17 protein-coding genes are annotated in these 20,126 nt (G+C 37.6%); 13 read left to right on the forward strand and 4 right to left on the reverse strand.

Annotated features, from left to right (window positions below; translation table 11 throughout):
• Positions 1-8: 8 nt before the first annotated feature.
• From MKY94_RS04680 to MKY94_RS04700, 5 genes are all read left to right on the forward strand, one after another.
• The gene (locus MKY94_RS04680) at positions 9-1,325 is read left to right on the forward strand and encodes an amidohydrolase (protein ID WP_191696568.1); all 1,317 of its coding nucleotides are present in this window, start codon (positions 9-11) and stop codon (positions 1,323-1,325) included.
• Positions 1,318-2,754, forward strand: coding sequence for a M20 family metallopeptidase (locus MKY94_RS04685; protein WP_191696567.1), 1,437 nt, complete (start codon positions 1,318-1,320; stop codon positions 2,752-2,754). The genes MKY94_RS04680 and MKY94_RS04685 overlap by 8 nt, the downstream gene beginning before the upstream one ends.
• A 381-nt stretch (positions 2,755-3,135) precedes the next feature.
• Positions 3,136-3,564, forward strand: coding sequence for an aldehyde dehydrogenase family protein (locus MKY94_RS04690; RefSeq protein WP_318245380.1), 429 nt, complete (start codon positions 3,136-3,138; stop codon positions 3,562-3,564).
• A 191-nt stretch (positions 3,565-3,755) separates the two neighbouring features.
• On the forward strand, positions 3,756-4,235 hold the full coding sequence (locus tag MKY94_RS04695; protein WP_151111069.1) for a metal-dependent hydrolase: 480 nt from the start codon (positions 3,756-3,758) through the stop codon (positions 4,233-4,235).
• A 432-nt stretch (positions 4,236-4,667) separates the two neighbouring features.
• Complete coding sequence (locus MKY94_RS04700; RefSeq protein ID WP_342578132.1) at positions 4,668-6,911, forward strand: hypothetical protein; 2,244 nt, start codon at positions 4,668-4,670, stop codon at positions 6,909-6,911.
• A 70-nt stretch (positions 6,912-6,981) separates the two neighbouring features.
• Here the strand turns inward: MKY94_RS04700 and MKY94_RS04705 are convergent, their stop codons facing one another.
• A complete protein-coding gene (locus MKY94_RS04705; protein WP_342578134.1) occupies positions 6,982-8,277 on the reverse strand; it encodes a S8 family serine peptidase in 1,296 nt (431 codons plus the stop codon).
• Between the two features lie 110 nt (positions 8,278-8,387).
• Here MKY94_RS04705 and MKY94_RS04710 point away from each other — a divergent pair, with 110 nt between their 5' ends.
• Both MKY94_RS04710 and MKY94_RS04715 read left to right on the forward strand, forming a co-directional pair.
• Complete coding sequence (locus MKY94_RS04710) at positions 8,388-9,608, forward strand: helix-turn-helix transcriptional regulator (protein WP_191696565.1); 1,221 nt, start codon at positions 8,388-8,390, stop codon at positions 9,606-9,608.
• A gap of 15 nt (positions 9,609-9,623) precedes the next feature.
• The gene (locus tag MKY94_RS04715; protein WP_340844216.1) at positions 9,624-9,815 is read left to right on the forward strand and encodes a hypothetical protein; all 192 of its coding nucleotides are present in this window, start codon (positions 9,624-9,626) and stop codon (positions 9,813-9,815) included.
• Between the two features lie 131 nt (positions 9,816-9,946).
• Here the strand turns inward: MKY94_RS04715 and MKY94_RS04720 are convergent, their stop codons facing one another.
• Both MKY94_RS04720 and MKY94_RS04725 read right to left on the reverse strand, forming a co-directional pair.
• Complete coding sequence (locus tag MKY94_RS04720; RefSeq protein WP_342578135.1) at positions 9,947-10,711, reverse strand: Yip1 family protein; 765 nt, start codon at positions 10,709-10,711, stop codon at positions 9,947-9,949.
• Positions 10,712-10,731: 20 nt separating this feature from the next.
• Positions 10,732-11,541: an alpha/beta hydrolase gene (locus tag MKY94_RS04725; RefSeq protein WP_342578136.1), complete on the reverse strand. Its 810-nt coding sequence runs from the start codon at positions 11,539-11,541 to the stop codon at positions 10,732-10,734.
• A 110-nt stretch (positions 11,542-11,651) separates the two neighbouring features.
• On the opposite strand from MKY94_RS04725, the gene MKY94_RS04730 reads away from it, so the two are divergent.
• From MKY94_RS04730 to MKY94_RS04750, 5 genes are all read left to right on the forward strand, one after another.
• Positions 11,652-12,605 (forward strand): bile acid:sodium symporter family protein, encoded by a 954-nt coding sequence (locus MKY94_RS04730; RefSeq protein ID WP_225215875.1) that lies wholly within the window; start codon positions 11,652-11,654, stop codon positions 12,603-12,605.
• Between the two features lie 199 nt (positions 12,606-12,804).
• Positions 12,805-14,226, forward strand: a complete 1,422-nt coding sequence (locus MKY94_RS04735) for a serine hydrolase domain-containing protein (RefSeq protein WP_342578137.1) — start codon at positions 12,805-12,807, stop codon at positions 14,224-14,226.
• A 124-nt stretch (positions 14,227-14,350) separates the two neighbouring features.
• Positions 14,351-15,307 carry a dipeptidase gene (locus MKY94_RS04740; RefSeq protein ID WP_151111053.1) on the forward strand — a complete coding sequence of 319 codons (957 nt, stop codon included), beginning with the start codon at positions 14,351-14,353 and terminating at the stop codon, positions 15,305-15,307.
• Positions 15,308-15,377: 70 nt separating this feature from the next.
• Entirely contained in the window at positions 15,378-16,079 is a 702-nt protein-coding gene (locus tag MKY94_RS04745; RefSeq protein WP_144537378.1) for a gamma-glutamyl-gamma-aminobutyrate hydrolase family protein, read from the forward strand.
• A gap of 138 nt (positions 16,080-16,217) precedes the next feature.
• Positions 16,218-17,225 carry a M23 family metallopeptidase gene (locus MKY94_RS04750; protein WP_151113743.1) on the forward strand — a complete coding sequence of 336 codons (1,008 nt, stop codon included), beginning with the start codon at positions 16,218-16,220 and terminating at the stop codon, positions 17,223-17,225.
• A gap of 32 nt (positions 17,226-17,257) precedes the next feature.
• On the opposite strand, the gene MKY94_RS04755 is transcribed toward MKY94_RS04750, so the two are convergent.
• Positions 17,258-17,596, reverse strand: coding sequence for a DUF5658 family protein (locus MKY94_RS04755; protein ID WP_144537380.1), 339 nt, complete (start codon positions 17,594-17,596; stop codon positions 17,258-17,260).
• A gap of 357 nt (positions 17,597-17,953) precedes the next feature.
• On the opposite strand from MKY94_RS04755, the gene MKY94_RS04760 reads away from it, so the two are divergent.
• Positions 17,954-20,074, forward strand: a complete 2,121-nt coding sequence (locus MKY94_RS04760) for a hypothetical protein (RefSeq protein ID WP_342578138.1) — start codon at positions 17,954-17,956, stop codon at positions 20,072-20,074.
• Positions 20,075-20,126 lie beyond the last annotated feature (52 nt).

Below are 20,126 nucleotides of genomic sequence, written 5' to 3' on the forward strand. Positions count from 1 at the left end.
TGAACGTATTGAATTTATTTACAATCCCTTCTAATTCATTGAAGCAAATTATTGCATGGAGAAGAGATTTTCATAAGTATCCGGAGGTAGGCTGGACGGAGTTTCGTACAGCCTCAATTATCGCCAATGAACTGCAGAGTTTAGGCTTTCAAGTGCAGGTTGGAAAAGAAGTGGTTTCGGAGGAGCGCATGGGTGTCCCTTCAGAGGAAATTTTGACGAAGGTTTATGAAAGTGCTAGAACGAATGGCGGACATATTGGATTTATAGACAAAATGGTCGGTGGCTATACTGGAGTAGTAGGTACGATAGAAGGAACTAAAACAGGACCAACGATTGCCTTCCGTTTTGATATGGATGCTTTAGACATTTTGGAATCAAAAGAAGCAGGTCATGCTCCTGAGTTAAACGGGTTTAGCTCTACTCATGCAGGAAGGATGCATGCTTGTGGTCATGATGCCCACAGCTCGCTAGGCTTAGGACTGGCAACCGTACTATCGCAAAATAAAGAAAAGATAGAAGGTACCATTAAAATTATATTCCAGCCAGCAGAAGAAGGGGTTCGTGGAGCAAAATCGATGGTAGACGCAGGTGTTGTGGATGATGTCGATTATCTCCTAAGTATGCATGTTGGCACCGGTGCCCCTTTAGGAACAGTTATTGGGGGATCAAATGGTTTTTTAGCTACTTCCAAAATAGATGCAAAATTTACTGGGAAGGCTGCACACGCTGGAGCAGAACCTGAAAAGGGAACAAATGCATTATTGGCAGCAGCGTCTGCGATTCTTGGTCTTCATTCTATTTCACGACATAGCGGAGGAGCCTCTCGGATTAATGTAGGAACTTGTGTGGCAGGGGATGGCCGAAATATTATTCCCTCTCATGCCACATTGAAGCTAGAAACTCGTGGTGAGAATAGCGAGGTGCATACATATGTTCATGACCAGGCTATTTCTGTATTAGAAGGAGCAGCCCAAATGCACGGTGCAAACCTTTCCTATGAAATTGTTGGAGCCGCAAGAACCTGTTCGTCTTCAAGAGAATTGGCAGAACTTGTGATAAATGCAGCCAAAGATGTGTCAGATGTAAATCAAACAATTCCAATTGCTGATTTTGCAGCTGGCTCCGAGGATGCGACATTCATGATGGAGCGTGTCCAACAAAATGGCGGTCTGTCCACTTATTCCATTTTTGGTACTACACTAGCAGCTGGCCATCATCATGAGAGATTTGATATCGATGAAGCGGTGCTACCTATTGCATTGCATACTTGGTTAGCTACAATCGAACAAATTTATCAACATGAAAGAAGGGGCGCTAATGATTAACATAGAAGATCAAATAGCTAGTTTAATAGAGACATATCAAGAAGAAGTTATTCAATTGAGTGATCGCATTTGGGATATTCCTGAAACACGCTTTCAAGAATATGAATCGTTTAAGATATTGAGTAATTTTCTAGAGAGAAAGGGCTTTAAGGTAGAGCGTGGAGTAGGTGACATTGAGACAGCATTTACTGCTACCTATGGTGACGGTGGACCGGTCATCGGCATATTAGGTGAATTTGATGCGTTGTCTGGTCTTAGCCAAAGAGCAGGTTCGCCAGTAAGAGAGCCACTCATTGAAAACGGCAATGGCCATGGCTGTGGGCATAATTTATTGGGAACTGCAGGCATTGCAGCAGCCCTTGCTTTAAAGGATTTAATAAAAGAAGGCATAGTGAAGGGAACGATTAAATACTTCGGCTGCCCTGGAGAAGAAGGCGGATCAGGTAAGACATATATGGTTCGTGATGGAGTGTTTGAAGGAATTGATGCCGCTCTTACATGGCATCCAAATTCATATTCAGGAATATTTTCTTTTTCATCTCTTGCAAACTATCAGGTATATTTCTCGTTTGAAGGGAAGGCAGCCCACGCAGCAAACTCACCTCACCTTGGCAGAAGTGCTTTAGATGCGGTGGAGCTTATGAATGTCGGGGTTAACTATTTAAGAGAGCATATTATCTCAGAGGCAAAGGTTCATTATGCGATAACCAATTCAGGGGGAGCATCACCAAATGTTGTGCAATCAGATGCGGAGGTATTGTATTTAATCCGTGCCCCCCATTTAAAAGATGTGGAATCCATCTACCAGCGTGTTGTTAAAATTGCCGAGGGAGCTGCATTAATGACAGGCACCAAGATGACCGTGAAATTTGATAAAGCTTGCTCTAACTATATCCCTAACCATGCGTTGAATGTTGTAGTGAATGAAAAGCTACAGTACTTTGGCTTGCCTACTTATAATGAAGAAGAGATGGCATATGCTAAGGCGATGGCTGCAACGATTACTGCCGAGGAAGTGGAGGCTGCAGTGATTGATGCAGAAAAGCTTTCGGCATACACAGTATCGGAAGGATTTTATTCTGAGGAATCACCATTTTTCACTGAAATCATTCCTTATGTGAAAAATCGTGAGGTTATGCAAGGTTCAACGGATGTTGGCGACGTCAGTTGGATCGTTCCAACCGCTCAATTTTTCACGACTTGCTTTGTAGCAGGAACACCGTTGCATACATGGCAGCTTGTTTCACAAGGGAAAACTACTTTGGCACATAAAGGTCTCCTCAATGCAGGTAAAGTAATAGCAGCAAGTGCAGTGGAACTATTTGATAATCCACACCTCATTGATGAAGCGAAGAAAGAATTGTTGAAGCAGGTAGGAGATGGGTACAAAAATCCTTTACCGGCAGATTTACGCCCAAGCGCCATATAAAATAGAAAAGCCCTATGACAATTAAGTTTGTCATAGGGCTTTACATGTGATGATTTGTTGTTCGTTTTTATTTTATTCAAAAGTTCCGGGCTGCTTTACGACAATGCCTTCTAATTGGGACAACTCCTGGCTGCTTTACTACAATCAGAGCCTAGTTTACGACAATTGGTGGCTGATTTACTACAATCCCACGGTTCTTTACTACAATGCCTTCTAATTAGGATAACTTAAAGGCGATTTACTACAATTAGAGCCTATTTTACGACAATCGGTGGCTGATTTACTACAATCCCACGGTACTTTACGACAATGCCTTCTAATTAGAATAACTTAAAGGCGATTTACTACAATCAGAGCCTAGTTTACGACAATCCGTTCCAATTGGGACAAATCAGGGGGATTTACGAGAATCATAGCTTAGTTTACGGTGGAAAAGCGATACAAGTAAATGACTATGAGAATAGCTTTTATATTAGCCCCACAATCATTGTCATGATAATAATTACGTACAGGAAGAAATCTGTTTTAAGCGTTGTCCGCTTTCATTCAATAGAAGAAGCGATTGGGCTTGCCAATGATACGGAATATGGTCTCGTTGCGGGCGTATGGTCAAAGGATATTGACGTTGCTCATTATGTGGCTGCCCGTGTGGAGGCAGGTCAGGTGTTTGTAAATACATATGGAGCAGCTGGTGGTGTGCAGATGCCTTTTGGTGGCTATAAAAAGAGTGGGATTGGAAGAGAAAAAAGTCATTTAGCCGTTCAAAACTATGTGCAAATTAAAAATCTAGCAATTCATATAAAATTATAAAATGAAATAACCAATCTTCTGAGCAGAGATTGGTTGTTTTTTATAGGGGAGAAAGATTATTTTAAAAAAATCGGAACGATATGCCTAAACAGATTGCTAGGATGCGAGATTTCACCTATTTAGAAATAAAAACAAATAGTGTAGAATGATTCATGCTTTGTCATACATAAGAAAAAGGAGAATAATTTAGCATGACAGGAAACACTCACATCATTGGCGGTCTTGCAGCAAGTCTTGCTATTTCACAGGTAACAGATTATGACCCAGTGCTTTTAGTAGTAGGGGGTGTAATAGGAGCTATTTTACCGGACATTTGTCACGGTGGAAGTAAGATAGGAAGAACTTTCCCTTTCTTGTCCAAAATTATTAACAAGATTTTCGGACACCGCTCCTTCACACACAGTCTGTTATTTATATTACTATTAGCTGCTATGATGAATTATTTTAGTTGGAATAAGGCAATTATGATGGGGATATCCGTTGGAGTAGCTAGCCATCTTATATTGGACATGGCGACAAAGAACGGAGTAAAACTATTTTTTCCATTAAAGGTAACAGTACGATTACCAATTACGACTAGAACAGGTAGTATAGTTGAAAGTATTGTATTTGCCGTATTATCGTTATTGACAGTTTACTTTGGATATGGAGCTTTTACTAATTACTTTTAATGGATTGTTATCTTTTAATAAACGAGTAAAAATCTAATAGTAATTAAGCTTAATATACTGGAAAAAAGATAGGCAACAAAAGTTAATAATATATCTTTCTCGTGAAGCCTAACAAATTTCTTTAAATATCTTACACAGGTTTGATTAAGTCAGAAACTATTACCTAAAAAAGCAGAAGAATTATATTTACCTAAAACTCAATGTAAAAGACTCCACTTATAGCTTATGAGCTTTGGTGTGGTTTTTTGATAGTGAAAAATAATTCTTTTATTTTAAATCTATTTGTCTAGGTGACTTCCTTTCATAGTAAGGCTTTATCGTTCGGTTAACTTTATGGGCTAATAGTATTGAATATCTATTATTTTCATAAGTTTATTTGGGAGTAACATATATTAACTTGAGCGACAAACGAAAGGAAGGGAGAAATATTCAATGAGGGAAAAAATGAAAAGGATGACCGCTTCAGCAGTGGTTGCTGCTTCTGCCATTGTTGTTGTATCACCTACTTTGCAAGTGGAGGCTGCTATTAATATTAAACAGCTAGTGGTTGATGCCCAAAACGCAGGAAATGTGTTGAAATGGGCTATTTCTGTAGAAGGCTCTGCAGATGGAATAACTCAGCCATGGGAACAATTTAATAATGTTAAGCAAGCAATAGGAAATGCGGAGGCAGCAATTGCAAAGGAAAGCTTTTCAGAGAGATTGAAGTATGAATCTATGTTAATAGAGCCAAAAATTCAACTTCAGCGAGCCCAAGGTTATTTGGATGCTATTACGGCAAGCACTAAAATTCATGTCAAAACAAATGCACTTTCCTTAGCTGTACAGGCAAATAATTTAGAACAGGTGGAAAAAGCCTATCATGAAATGACTGCAGAATTCCGAAAGCAGACGATACTGTTAGATCGGGTTTATGGTCAGTCGACTCGTGATCGTATAAGAGGTGCAGTTAAAGGACCGGCTGAAAAGCTAATTGCAGAGTTAAAAAATGATGTGACGGTTCATATGCTAGCTAAGGGTGCAGAAGAGGATATGAGGAAGAACAGACATACAGAGGCCGCGAAAAAAATATATGAGGCACAGGCCATTTTAAATGCTGAAACATTAAGATGGGAAAACAGCCTCCAGGCTAGAATAAATAATATCCAAACGATTTTACCGATTCAAGTTGTTTCTGTCTCTAGAGTGGATAACACAACTGTTCTTATTAAATTGAACCGGTCTATATCTTCAGTAAAGGCAGCTGAATTTACAGCTAATAATGGTATGACCGTTAGCAGTGCTACGTTAAGTGGCGATGGTTTTAGCGTTACATTAAAAACTTCCGTTCAACTTCCAGGCACGGCTTACACGATTAAATACAAAACTAGTTCAGTCAGTTTTACTGTTCCTGGTAATATTTCACCGATTTTTATTGGAGACCAAACTGTCCAACACAAAGAGACAACTGATGTTTTAGCGCTTACTGCTGCTTTTAATAACGCAAGTAACCAATCTATTCGGATTGATGTGCCAGCTGGTCTCAAATTGATTTCTGTTAATGGAGTGGCAAATAACACCGCAGGATCTAAGTCAGTAAATGCAACTACTGATAATAATGGGGTTGTCAGCATTGTATTCACCGCTAAGGATACTAGCACTCCAGCTTTGGATAAGACCGTTTCCTTTCATAAAATCAGTAAAAATAAAGTAGTAGAATCTCAAACTTCAGGAGTATTTAATCTTTATTCTCCTGCAAAGGAAGCTGCAATTACCAAGAAAAAAATAAGGTATATTGACATTAAAAATAATTATTTTGTGTCTACGGAAGGGGTCAAATATAGCTGGAAGCTTTATAATGATATATTCCAAAATGAAGGAGTGAATATTTCCTTAGATTCATTTAAAGCAGAGCTTGATATTGGTGATGTGATTAACGGGACCTATCATTTGACATCCAGTTCATTATTTAATATTTCCGCTAATGTCTCTGTAGCCCCAGTCAAGCTGGATACTAAGTTTAACGTTAAAGCAGGAACATCTGGTTATCGTATTAACGCCAGCAAAATAGAGTTAAAAGGCACAGCACAGCCAAACTACGAATTATTCTTTTTCCAAAATAATGGGCTTTCTATTGGGAAAGTAAAGGCTGATAGTAAGGGGAATTGGACATTTACTGCAAATGTAGAAACAAATTCGATAACTGATTTCTCCATTCTTCAGCAACCAGCCGGAAAAGCAATTCCAGCATTTGTTGGATGGGGGGAAGTAGCTTTAAGAGTGATAGAAGGACCATTCTCAATTGGAGAAGTAAGTGAAGGGAAAACTAAGGATAACGACCTGAATAACGAAAAGATTACGTTTGCGTTAGCACCAATAAAGTATTTAAATGGGGCAGTTCTAGCCCAAGATCAAGCTACTATTTCCAAGCAGGCATCCATAATAGTGGTTGATACTGATGGTACAAAGGTGAAATATACAAATAGCCAAAACAAAACTGTCTTTTCCACAGAGAAAAATGCTTTCTCTATTGACTTTGGTCCGATCAATCCAAAAAGAAACGGAGAGCAACTAATAGACAAAGGCAAGGATGGCAAACTATCTGGTCCATTATCTATTGTATCAATTGAAGGTGTTACAAACGAATACGGTCTAATGCTCAAAACCAAAAACGGAGACCAAATCATCAACTACTAAACAACAATATTACAGGCTTGTATCAGGTGCCTGGCACCTGATACAAGCCTGTAATAGTTCTATTTAGTTATTATTGTACGCGAGCAAAACCAAAGCCAGAAGCGTAGTCGTCTCCAGTTGCTGCTCCGTATCCGCCTTTAATGTCTACTGCTTTTGCTCTATTTTGTAAGTTTGAGCGTAGTTGAGTATGAGACCATGAAGGATTTTGTGCCCAAATTTTTGCAGCTAATCCTGCGACATGTGGTGTTGCCATTGAGGTTCCGCTAATTGTGTTGTACCCACCGTTATACCAAGTAGAGTATACAGCGGAGCCTGGAGCTGAGATTTCGATGTCACCTTGTTGGATGACATAGTCACCGTCTGTGGAAGTATATCCGCGAGAAGAATAGTTAGCTACGCGATAAGTTCCATTTTCTTGTGTATTTTCAAGAGCTGCTACCGCTACTGCATTGACTAAAGCACCTGGGTAACCGATTGTTCCTTGTGCGTACCCAGAGTTACCAACTGCAGCGATGATTAAAACACCTTTACCATAAGCGTAGTTAACGGCATTTGATATTAAACTATTATTTCCAGAAGATCCTAAAGACATATTAATAACTGTTTTTGTTCCTGTAGAAGAAGCTTGATCTGCAGCGTGTCTGATTGCTGCAGCAATATCGTCCGAATAACCAGAACCGCTATCGCTCAGTACTTTGTATGCCCATAGGTCAGCAGCAGGTGCTACCCCATATACTCCACCTTTGTCACTTCCTCCATCTGCAAGAGCTGTTCCCGCAACGTGGGTACCATGTCCATTACCATCTGCACAGCTATTATTGATGACTGTAGTTGCCCCAGTAAAGTTTTTACATTGTTCTACTCTATTAGCTAAATCAGGGTGGGCTATATTTGCTCCAGTGTCCAGTACGGCAATATTGATACCACTTCCTCCAGAAGTAGTAGTTAAACTACTATTATTATAAATAGCTTTAATACCCCAAGGAACTTGCTGGGATGCTCTAGCAGCAATCTCGTTATCTGCTATTTCATTAATAGATTGTTCTGCTGGTAAATCTAGCGTTACAACAGGTACCTTTGTAACAGTAATATTTTTATTGTTTTGTAGAGCCTGGAACTGCTTTTCGTTCATTTCGGTAGAAAATCCATTATCCGAAAGCTCCCATCTAACTTCATATTGGCTTGCTAGAGATGCTTTGGATGACTTGTCGTTCGTTTCTACATAAACTCGAAACTTTTCTTGGCCGATTCCAGAATTTCTGTCCTCGCTAGAAGATGGTGTTTCTGCCACAGAGCTAGCTTGTACTGGTGCTGCTAGTGACCCTGCGATTAAGAGACTTGCGATTGCCATTTTTACTTTGCTCATCTGTGAAAACTCCTTTTCGTTTTAGTTTTGTAGTACAATAATAAAACTACCATGTTTTGAATATTTTGTTTATTGGGAAATAATATTTTGCAATAATTAGGAGGGATACCATGAGGATTGGCTCTTTGATCAAATTTTATCGTACAAAAAGAGGGTTAACACAAAATAGTCTTGCCATGGGAATATGTTCCGTGCCTCATCTCAGTAAAATAGAAAACAATAGCAAGGAAGCAAATGTGGAGACAATCCGCTTGTTGCTTGAACGGTTAAGCATCGACTTACAGGACGTTCAAGCTAACGAATGGAATATTCTAGAATTATTAAAAGAGTTTTTGAGTCATATCCACTATTTAGAAGAGGAAAAGGCAAAGAATGCTTATAAGCAACTAGAAGGGTATAGAGAATTAATCGTTTTTACGGACTTTATCTATTTATATGAGCTTTACAAATTACGCTATTATTTATTAATAAATAACAGAGAAGCAGCAGATTATCAGTTAAAATGGCTCCATGCACAAAGGCAAAATTTTTCCCAATATGAGAAGTATTTACTTTTATACTTTGGTGCTTTAATTTTAATGTTAAGGGGGAGATATGAAGAGGCAGACAGGCAGCTAACGCGAATCATTCAAGATAAAGCAGAAATGGGAACATTTGAAGGCGAAATTTATTACCATCTTGCAGTAGTGAAGGGGCATGTGGATGAAGCTAGCCTAGCCATTATTTATGGCAAAAAAGCTTTGCAATTTTATAGCAATCAATACAATTTTAAGAGAATCCTTCATACACTAATGTCACTGGCTTTAAACTATTCACGTGCCAAAATTTTTAATGAGGCTTTGGAAACATATAATCATTTATTAAGAAGCATAGAGATGCTAAATCAAAAGCATTTGCTTCCAAAAATTTATCATAATATAGGTGATCTCCATCAACGTATGGGAGATTACAAGCAAGCTGTGGAATACTTTCAAAAAAGTGCCGCGAATATCCCCAAAGATACGGAAAATTATCTCCTCTGTTTATATAATTTGGCACAAACCCAGTTTCGTTTAGAACAATGGGATGAGTGCCGGGAGAGTTTTACATTATTGAAAATGGAGACGAAAAAACAGAAAGTCTTACATTATCGTTTGTTCACAAACTTTTACTTGTTATTGTTAGATAACGAAAAGGAAAAGGCTATGCTTTTTTTAGAGGAAAAATTAGTACCTTATACAGCAAGGGTAGAGGATTTTAAAGAGGCCCACCATCAATTTTTAGTTATTTTGACAGATTACTATAGACAAGAAGGGAAGTTTGAAAAGGTAGTTCAGCTTACTAATCGATAGAGGGGAGTGTAAACCATGAAAAAATCAGTAAAGGCTTTGTTTTTGGCTACACTAGCAGGTGTAGTGATTACACTGATACCGATTCATCCACCAATTGGATCTAGCGCAGCAAGTGATGTAGCATCCATTCCAATTCATCCGCCAATTGGTCACAGTTTTAGTCCAGATGATTCTAATTCCATTCCCATTCATCCACCTATTGGGTGAATTAAAAAAAGAGAAATCCGTTTGGGTTTCTCTTTTTTATATTAGTCTAGCTCCAGTTACGCAAAACCTTTCGCTAGTTTGATATTGCTTACTTAAAATTTAACAACCGTTTAAAAGAATAAACAATGCAGCTACTTCAACAAATAAGTTAAATTTTGTACATAGCTATTAATGGTCAGATTGCCAATCATCATAGTAATCATTAGCATAAGCATAAAGAAAAGAACAATATATAAAAGGAATCCATACAATGGTTCAAAGCTTTCTTGTTTGCTCGTCAATATAGCGCTAATGATATAAAGGGGTATAAATAATATAGCCAAAATTAAACAAATAGTAAGAATCCCATTTCCAAAGGAAAATGATTTTAAAAACATAAGGATAAGGGATAGCGTTGCACCTATTAATAAAATTGGTAACTGCCCACCATAAAAGCTGATAATACTCTTAAAAGAATGCTGCGGTCCAAAAATAGTATTAATAAAAAATATCGAAAGTACCGCTATCACTACTAAAATAATGGTGACAAAATACATTTCTGTAAATGAAGATAGGAAGCTCGGTGGATTACTCCAATGTTGATTGAGTGTAAATAAATAAATAGATATACAAAAAAGAGCTACAAATAATAGAATACTGACAACTGCATTTGAATAGTCACCTTCCCCTTTGCTGAATGCATGCGAAGGGCTTTTTAACTGGCGAATAAAGTAGCTACTATATTGCCTTGCATAATTCTTTAAAGAGGCTAAGTGATCTTTTGCTGCAACGGAGGGAATGCTTGTAGCGATTACCGATTCCTTGACAGCCTCTCTTTGATGTCTTAACAAATAATTACCACAACCTGAGCAATAATTCCCTACCACTTGATCATGACTACAATTTGGACATATCATCTTTTTCCTCCTATTTGATTTTAGTCTATAAACTTTGCAATTTCTTCGTTAAATTTCTCTTTTTCCTCGTAAAACAATCCATGACCGCTATATTCAAATGACACTAATGTAGAGTCTTTAATATAGACATGCATGAGTTCACCTAGCACATAGGGACAAATTTTATCCCATTTACCATGAAGGATGAGTGTTGGTACTTGAATCCCAGGGAGATCTCTCCTTAAGTCTTCGTCTCGTAACGTTTCAAGACACTTCGCTGTTGCGTGTCCGGAAGCGGTTAGGCATAGACTTTGAAACCAATGTTGGAAACTTTCGCTTAAGTAACTTTGAAAGAAGATGTCAATAAAATCCTGTACCATCCTAGGTCTATCACTATTAGTCTTGTTTAATAATTCATTTACTATTTCCACTGAGGTGCCATAAGGGAAGTCGGGCTGCATTGTGAAAACCGGGGCTGCTGCACCAGCAAGAGTAAGTTTATTTACTTGGTGTCCTTTATAACGGGACATATAACGGATAGCTACCGCTCCCCCCATCGAATGACCGATTAGAGTAATACTTTCTAGCTGAAGGGTGTCTATAATAACTCGAATGTCGTCTGCCATCCGATCGTACGAGTAGCTACTCCATGGATTGGAGGATTTTCCAAAGCCGCGCAAGTCAACGCCGATGCAACGATATCCTAGTACAGGGAGTTGGTTGAATTGATATTCAAACATTTGATGATTAGCTGGCCATCCATGAATGAATAAGATGGTTTTATTAGCGGAAGGATTGACATCCTCTATGTAAATATTCACACCTTTTTCAACCTTTACATAATATCCCATATAAGCCTCCCTTTATAACCGATATATAAATATATGAAAGAATAGATATGGTTATTCTTTTGTGTGAGGTTCATGAAATACATAAAAGATAGATGGGGAGGGCTGCAATCATGTTCCACATAAATAAATTTCTTGAGAAGACGATGGCGTATTTTATTCCAATAAGTGTTGTTATCGGCGTACTGATCTCTGACTATATTGTAGATTTTGCTTGGTTAATACCTTGGATTTTCGCGTTCATGACCTTTGCCGGAAGTTTAAATTCAAACTTTGCTTCGTTTAAAGATGCTGTTTTACACCCGTTACCAATATTTGTTACATTAACTATTTTGCATATTATCATGCCACTAGTCTCACTTGGAATCGGTCATCTTATGTTCCCGGGAGAAACCCTAACTATTACAGGGATGGTCTTAGCCATGGCGATTCCTACTGGAATTACGAGCTTTGTATGGGTTGCAATTTCAAAGGGAAACAATGTGCTAGCACTGACTATAATTTTAATAGGTGCACTTCTTTCTCCAGTTATTGTTCCTCTAACGCTAGACCTCCTTGTAGGAGGAACTGTGGAAATTAATGCAGTGGGTATGATGCTTGGTTTACTTTGGACTATAGTTATCCCATCTATTGCAGGGATGATTTTAAACCAGGTGACCAAGGGGAAGGTAGTAGACATTTTAAGTGCCAGGCTATCACCATTTTCGAAATTAGGGATGAGTATTGTAGTCATGCTAAATGGTGCAGTTGTTGCTCCGTATTTATTGGAGGAGAACTATAGGTTAATAGGACTTGGAATAGTAGTAATTATTATTTCCATATTAGGCTATGTCTTTTCCTTTCTAGCTGGAAAGCTATTAAAACAAGAAAAAGTTACCGTTATCGCGATGACCTTTACGGGAGGAATGCGCAATATTAGTGCCGGTGTAGTGCTAGCAACTACGTATTTCCAACCAGCCGTAGCCATACCAGTAGTTCTTGGGATGTTGTTTCAACAAGTGCTGGCTTCTATTTTTAAAGGGTTTCTACAACGGTATTACGATAAGCTAGATCAACAAGAGGATTGAGTTCTAGCTTATCCTTGTACTTCATATATATTTTTGGACGATTGCCTTATTTGAGATGAAGAGTCCTATGTTTTCAAACGAATATAGCAAAATATTGTTTTTATTTTCTAAAAATTTAGTCTTTTGAAGGTGGTATTATGATAAAATATTTCCAAGAGAATGGACAAGCTTAAATGTGCTAATAAAGGGGGACTTCAGAATGGTAAACAAAATTGAAAAGATGGATCTTTTCGAGCAATATGCGAATGATTTAATAGAAGAGCATTTGATCCCTGGAGTGGGAATTGCTTTTAACCAAAACAATAAACGAATATATGAAAAAGCATTTGGATACAGAAATGTCGAGAATCTTCTCCCAATCAATGCTGATACTGTATTTGGGATAGCCTCGATGACAAAATCCTTTACCTGTGTTGCGATTATGCAACTTCAGGAGGCTGGAAAACTATCTGTTCATGATGAAATTGTAAAGTATCTCCCTGAATTTAAGACCAAGGATGAAAAGAAAACAAAGAAAATCACGATTCACCATTTAATGACCCATACCTCAGGGCTACCCCCTATTGCAACTCATGTTTATGCTAGGAAGCGAAGCATTGACCAAGATCCGTCGGCCAAGGATTATGGGCTGGATTTAGTTAATAATCCGGAGGCGGCTATTGATACGTACGAAGAGCTAATCTCTTACATCTCTAATCAAGATTTTCAATTGCTTGGAGAACCAGGCATGGAGTTTAGCTACTCTAATGATTGCTATGGGCTGCTTGGGATTATCATTAACCGTGTCAGTGGACAAACCTATGAGGACTATATTATAGAATATATTTTACAGCCTATTCAAATGGATAATAGCTTTTTTGACCTATCAAAAATAGAAGAAAAAGATAATGTAACGAGCTTATATATGTCTAAGCATACCTCTAAGGGACTAGAAGTTTATGAGGCTCCCCTATGGTGGGATGCGCCTTCTATGAGAGCAGCAGGTTATTTGAAATCCACTCAAAATGACATACTTAAGTATTTGAATATTTTTCTAAACAAAGGCATGGCTGGGGATAAGAGAATCCTTCAAGAGCATAGTGTAGAGCAGATGATCTACCCTCATGTGGAGTTTGAAAAAGGACGCTTTTATGGTTATGGACTACGTGTGGTTCCTGACTATTTTGGAACGACCTTTATTAATCACGGTGGTGGATTGAAGGGAGTATCTTCTTTTATGGGTATCTTACCCGAAAAAGCAATTTCTGGTGTGCTATTAAGTAGTTTAGCGGATGTTCCATCTGACAAGTTTTTCCTAGGAGCATTAAATGTGCTGGAGAGTAGGGAGCCAACTGCAAAGCATATTCAGTTTACAACCAAAGACTTGCCTTTAGAAAAGCTTCAAAAATACAGAGGAAAGTTCGTATCTGGTGAAGGTATGAAGGTTAATGTAGACATTGTGGATGGCAGTTTGGCTATTATATCTAATGCAGGCAATAATCCTCTCCGATTTATAGAGGGTAATTTATTTATCGGTACGTTGGAGGACCAAGAAAATCCAATCGAGTTTTTAAAAGACAATAACGGGGAAATAAATCGTATTTTTTATAGCTCTCGTCAAATATTCAAAAGTTACGATTAAATTTGTCCGATTAAGAGTGTAGTGTCTGTTTATGATAGCGAGCCGTCCGATTATAGGTCAACTCTCTGCATTATGAGAACTAATAAGAACGAAGCAACTCGCTCGTCAGAAAGGAAATGAAAAAATGAAGATAATTGATACGCATTGTGATGCACTGTTGAAGCTACAGTTAGCCAAACGAGGAAGAGTTTATCAAGTAAATCCCCTTACCTTTACGGATGCTCCTGAAATAGAAACAAACGTTGAGCGATTGTCAGAGGGAAATGTCCTTGCGCAATTTTTTGCCGTTTTTATTTACCCGAATATACCAGATGATCAGAAATGGGCACATGCTTTAGAGCAAATCGATTTGTTCTATACGGAAGTGTTGGGAAAAAATCCAAGGATGAAGCATATAAAAAAGTGGGAGGACTTAGGAAAGTTAAAGGATGGAGAGATTGGTGCCATTTTAGCATTAGAGGGAGCAGATGCGTTTGGGAACGATCTGATGAAGCTGCGTCATTTATATAGGCTCGGTGTGCTTTCCATTGGATTAACGTGGAATAATGCCAATTTATGCGCAGATGGAGCAGGAGAGCCAAGAGGAGGAGGACTAACGCTACTTGGTAAGGAGGTTGTGCTCTTAAACAATGAGCATAAAGTTTTAACAGATGTGTCGCATCTAAGTGAAAAAGGATTTTGGGATGTGATGAATCTAGCAAATTTTCCATTTGCTTCTCACTCGAATACAAGTAATCTATGTGAACATCCAAGAAATTTAAATGATGAACAAATAAAAGCAATGTTTGATAAGGGTGGGCATATCCATGTCGTTTTTTATCCTCCTTTTATTAATGGTAAGGACACAGCCGAAATATCTGATCTCATCAAGCATATTGATCATCTATGTTCGTTGGGAGGAGTTAAGCGAATTGGATTAGGCTCTGATTTTGATGGCATGGATTTCTATACAAATGGTCTTCACAAATCCTCTGATTTCCCAGTTTTGATAAATGAGTTATTGAAATGCTATTCAGAAGAAGAGGTACAGGGATTTGCTTACAAAAACTTTATGAATTTACCTGTTTTACAGAAGAATTAATAGTCATTTTACATTATTCGCTATATTTATATTTATTGTATAATTATAGGAAAATTTTAAGGAGGTTTCTATGAAACCAGTCATTGGTGTTTCCTCGAATTTAACGGATCTTGTACTTTCTGTACCGACCGACAATATTCATGCGATTGCAAGATTCGGTGGCGTCCCTATTGTGTTACCAAATATGGAGATCGATGTCATTGAGTCTATTTCAAATTTAATAGATGGACTACTATTAACAGGTGGCGGAGATATTGACCCAACTCTTTTTGGCGAAGAGCCCCATAGAGGTCTAGGAAATATCGTACCAGAACGGGATGAATTTGAAATAGCTCTGATTAAAAAGATGCTTGAGCAAAATAAACCAATCTTAGGAATTTGTAGAGGGGCTCAAATCCTAAGCATAGCTGCTGGCGGTGATATGTATCAGGATATATACGATCAGGTGAAAGTAGATCTCCTGCAGCACGATCAAAAAGCAACAAGAACTCACGCCTCACACTATGTTCAGGTCAATGAAGGAACAGTTCTGAAGCAAATAATTGGAGAAAATCGCATAAAAGTAAACAGCTTTCACCATCAGGCTGTACGAGAAGTTCCTAAGGGATACAAAATTTCGGGTTTAGCTAGTGATGGAATTATAGAAGCATTTGAAAGTGAAAATCATCCTTTTGTATTAGGTTTACAGTGGCATCCAGAATGCTTGGTAAATAAAGAAGATGCCCCATCCATTGCCATTTTTAAAAAATTTATTGAAGCGTGTAAAAATTGACTTTAACGACTGTCTTACATTGGACAGTCGTTTTTATTTTGTTCAAAAGACCATTAAATATGTTTCCATTTTTGATTCATGAAATTAGTTTGTTTGGGGAAACTACTGAAAGAATAAAAAAGGAGGTATTTTGATTTGATGCGCTTACTTGTAAAATCTTTATCCATCGGCTTCCTATTTCTGTTCTTTACCTCCGAGGTTTCGGCAGCCGAGGAACTCACGCGCGAGCAAATTTTAGACAAGCGGATGGATTATTATATAAGGTATTCTACAGATACATTACCTTGGTATTACTTGGCGGCAGTGGACCAATACGAAAGAAATATTCAAGAGGTTAGAAAAGATTTACCAGAGCGTGATGGAGTTGTAGCTATTCAGTTTACAGATGACTTTTGGGTGGGACCACTGAATCCGCTAGGGGATGATACTAATTTAACCACTATTTCATTTTTTGATGGACAAGGTCGAGATGGTAATAATGACGGATTCGCTGATCGTCAAAATGATGAGGACGTCATGTTTACGCTTGTCCAGTATTTAAGTCCAAGAGTGCATTCTGAAAAGGATTTCCAAAGGGCTTTAAGGGAATACTACGACAAAGAAATAACGGTCAAACAAATCATGACGAATGCTAAAATTTATAAGACATATGAAGTGCTAAATTTAGATAAACGAGCCTTTGTACTATCTATTCGGCATGACTACAGCTACCGCAGTACGTGGGGAGACAGACGGGGATGGGGCGGTAGACGTATGCATGAGGGAACAGACCTTTTTGCCTATAGCGGAGTTCCAGTAAAATCAGCAACGTACGGGATAGTGGAAACTAAAGGGTGGAATGACTATGGCGGCTGGCGGGTAGGGATTAGAGATGTTAATAATACGTATCATTATTATGCCCATCTTTCAGGCTACGCTAAAGGAATAGAGGAAGGAAGCATTGTAGAGCCAGGCACAGTGGTCGGCTATGTAGGAAGTTCTGGCTACGGCAAGAAAGGTACATCTGGTAAGTTTGCACCACATTTACATTATGGAATGTACAAATACAATGGACGTACAGAATGGGCCTACGATCCGTTTCCTTTACTGCAAAAATGGGAACGTGAAGAAAAAATCCGATATAAGTTAAATCCAGCGGCTAAATAGTTGCTGGATTTTTTTCGCCATGCAAATTTTACTTATGCAATAAACAACATATATAACCAAAATATATGTTTGAACAGTACAAATGCATAAAGGAATAGGGCACCCGCTATAAGGAGCTGCAAATAAGCTTTAGGCTTTAATTTTGTCATAATATACATAAACAGAAGCGGCAAAACGATTTTAATCGAGAAGAATATAAATACACTGTTTTCATATACATAGCGCATAAGTGGATTGGATTCTTCTATATAGCTGTTACTTAAACCGAAATGGGTGATTAAGCTATCGCAAATAGCTAATACTAAAAGAAGAAACGTTGTAAAAAGCCACCTATTTTGTTCGATAGGCTCGTTTTTAATTTTTATGTCCATAAGAGAAGAACTCCTTAACATTGTTTTATTTCTTGAAAAAATAGTCTTAGTAGTATGACATTTAAAAAATCTTTTTAACCCTTTTTATGGAATAAAATTAAAATAATATAACCTGAAATATTTAATTTTATTAAAATTTTTGTATTATTTTAATATTTTAAGTAATATTTTTACATTTATATTTTTTTACTTTGAAAAGAGAAATGCCTTTGGAATCATAGGTTGTTTATTAATAAACTAAATTTTCTTGAAATTAAAAGTATAGATAGATAGAATTGATAATAATATGTATATCTTTGGAAAATATTAAATTTTGATAATATTTAAAGAAGATTCATACAAAATAGGGGGAATTCGATGAATGGGAAGCATATGAAAAAAATAGTAGTTGCGTTTGTCTTAGTAATATCTCTTCTTTCTAATTCTTTTGTGGGTGCAGCTTATGCATCTCCAATTGATACTGTAGAAAAGGCTCAAATCCAAATAGAAAATACGATGAAGACTTCTTCTAAGTCTCCTTTTTTAAGTTCAATAATTGATCAAACTGTAGCAAAGCTATTTATGGCAATGCTCTATGTAGTACCTCCAGCTTCTAAGGTGAAGGAAAGCGATGAAAAAGTTATTAAAGTAGTCCGTGCTACGTATGAGAAGTTGACCAAAAACCAGAAAAAGCTAGTAGACATAACTAGATTAGTGGACGCAGAAAATGCATTAATAGCGTTAAAAGCGGCTAAGGAAGATAAGTTAATTGCTGCAAAGGTAGTAGCATTAATTGATCAAATTAAAAAAGATTCAAGTGCTTCAGAATATAAAAATGCGATTTCAGTAGCGCAAGCTGAATATAGTAAACTAACTAATAATCAAAAAGCTTTAGTTACAAACTCGGACAAGCTAATTAAGGAAGTAGCTGATTTGAAAGCTGCTGAAGCAGAGACGGCTAAAATTACTCCAAGCACAATTGGAGAATTGGTAGAAGGAGATATTTTACTTGATAAAATATCAGCTTTAATTGGTGAAGATTATTCAGTGACATTAACATCTACACCTGTGGGTATGGTTGTAGACGGTCGAATTGTACAGCCGGAAATTGGTGAAGAAGCGAAGTCAGGCACAGTTGTAATGTTGTTGACAAGAGCTGACGGCACAAAGGTTGAGCATTCCGTAGAGCTTACAGTAAAGGCTAAGGTAAAGGTTGAGAAAGGTCTTGCTCACATAAGTTTATACAAGGATAGTACCTCTTCTATGAATAAAATTGACTTTGCAACTGTTTCTAATTTTGCATTGAAGAATAAAGAAACAAACAAAGTTTATAATGTAGGGACTTCTCCAAGCAATCAGAAGCATGTATTTCAAATGAAGGATCTCCCAGCGGGCTCATATACGATCGAGGTAAATACTCCAGACGTATTCAATGTAGAACGCATTGACCTTGGAGATACCTATAAAGAAACAGTCTACCACCCAGATACTAATCCTGTAGTAATTGCGAAGGATAAAACGACTTATGTAAAAATTGTATTAAAATCAGAGATTACATTACAGGATATTAAACCATTAGAGAACATAACTGTTCCTTATGATATTACCTTCGAGGAGTTCCAAGCAGCCTTACCAAAACAAGGTAAAATTGTCGATTCAACAGGCGAGGAGCATGCTGTTGCATTGAAATGGGACGTACGACCTTTTCAATTTGAAAATTATAAAAAGCCGGGGACTATGACCCTTTCCAGTGAATTCTTCAGTTTACCTATAGAGGTATCTAATAGTACGCCAGCACATCGTCTAGATATGACAATTCAAGTGACTTTTGCAGAACCTGAAAAGGGGAATACACAAGTCAGCTTATTCAGAGATAGCACTTCCTCTATGAATAAGATAGATTTCACCAATATTAGCAACTTTAGCTTGAAGAATAAAAAGACAAATAAAGTTTATCAAGTAGGCACCACGCCAAGTAATCAGAAGCATGTGTATCAAATGAAGGACATTCCAGAAGGTGCTTACACGATTCATTTCGATACGTTAGATACGATGAGTGTAGACAAAATTGAATTAGGAGAAGCGTATAAAGAAACAACTTATCATGCAGACTCCAACCCACTGGTAATTACGAAGAATAAAACGGCTTATGTAAAGATTGTTTTAAAGTCAGAAGTTACTTTACAATCTATTAATCCATTAGAGCCTTTAACAGTTCCTTCTGACATTACTTACGATGAGTTCCTTGCACAACTGCCTAAGCAAACAACTATTGTTGATTCGGATGGCGATGAGCATACAGTGGCAATTTCTTGGGATATTCGACCATTTCAGTTCACTAACTATAAAAAACCTGGTACAACTTCTTTAACTAGTCAGTTCTTCCAGCTGCCAGTGGAGGTGTCTAACAGCACTCCTGCACAGCGATTAGAGGTAGGCTTACAAGTAATATTCGAAGCACCAGAGACATCTAATATAGTTCAAGACGAGGAACAATAATATAAAGAAATCTCTTTAGAGCCGAGTGCTTTAAAGAGATTTTTTAATTTAT

This window comes from Psychrobacillus sp. FSL K6-2843, from assembly GCF_038626375.1.
Taxonomy (GTDB): Bacteria; Bacillota; Bacilli; order Bacillales_A; family Planococcaceae; genus Psychrobacillus; species Psychrobacillus faecigallinarum.

Excerpts from the sequence above, each read along its gene's own strand:
- MKY94_RS04685 (WP_191696567.1), top strand. The coding sequence starts at position 1,318 with ATGATTAACATAGAAGATCAAATAGCTAGTTTAATAGAGACATATCAA.
- MKY94_RS04695 (WP_151111069.1), top strand. The coding sequence starts at position 3,756 with ATGACAGGAAACACTCACATCATTGGCGGTCTTGCAGCAAGTCTTGCT.
- MKY94_RS04700 (WP_342578132.1), top strand. The coding sequence starts at position 4,668 with ATGAGGGAAAAAATGAAAAGGATGACCGCTTCAGCAGTGGTTGCTGCT.
- MKY94_RS04705 (WP_342578134.1), bottom strand. The coding sequence starts at position 8,277 with ATGAGCAAAGTAAAAATGGCAATCGCAAGTCTCTTAATCGCAGGGTCA.
- MKY94_RS04710 (WP_191696565.1), top strand. The coding sequence starts at position 8,388 with ATGAGGATTGGCTCTTTGATCAAATTTTATCGTACAAAAAGAGGGTTA.
- MKY94_RS04715 (WP_340844216.1), top strand. The coding sequence starts at position 9,624 with ATGAAAAAATCAGTAAAGGCTTTGTTTTTGGCTACACTAGCAGGTGTA.
- MKY94_RS04720 (WP_342578135.1), bottom strand. The coding sequence starts at position 10,711 with ATGATATGTCCAAATTGTAGTCATGATCAAGTGGTAGGGAATTATTGC.
- MKY94_RS04725 (WP_342578136.1), bottom strand. The coding sequence starts at position 11,541 with ATGGGATATTATGTAAAGGTTGAAAAAGGTGTGAATATTTACATAGAG.
- MKY94_RS04730 (WP_225215875.1), top strand. The coding sequence starts at position 11,652 with ATGTTCCACATAAATAAATTTCTTGAGAAGACGATGGCGTATTTTATT.
- MKY94_RS04735 (WP_342578137.1), top strand. The coding sequence starts at position 12,805 with ATGGTAAACAAAATTGAAAAGATGGATCTTTTCGAGCAATATGCGAAT.
- MKY94_RS04740 (WP_151111053.1), top strand. The coding sequence starts at position 14,351 with ATGAAGATAATTGATACGCATTGTGATGCACTGTTGAAGCTACAGTTA.
- MKY94_RS04745 (WP_144537378.1), top strand. The coding sequence starts at position 15,378 with ATGAAACCAGTCATTGGTGTTTCCTCGAATTTAACGGATCTTGTACTT.
- MKY94_RS04750 (WP_151113743.1), top strand. The coding sequence starts at position 16,218 with ATGCGCTTACTTGTAAAATCTTTATCCATCGGCTTCCTATTTCTGTTC.
- MKY94_RS04755 (WP_144537380.1), bottom strand. The coding sequence starts at position 17,596 with ATGGACATAAAAATTAAAAACGAGCCTATCGAACAAAATAGGTGGCTT.
- MKY94_RS04760 (WP_342578138.1), top strand. The coding sequence starts at position 17,954 with ATGAATGGGAAGCATATGAAAAAAATAGTAGTTGCGTTTGTCTTAGTA.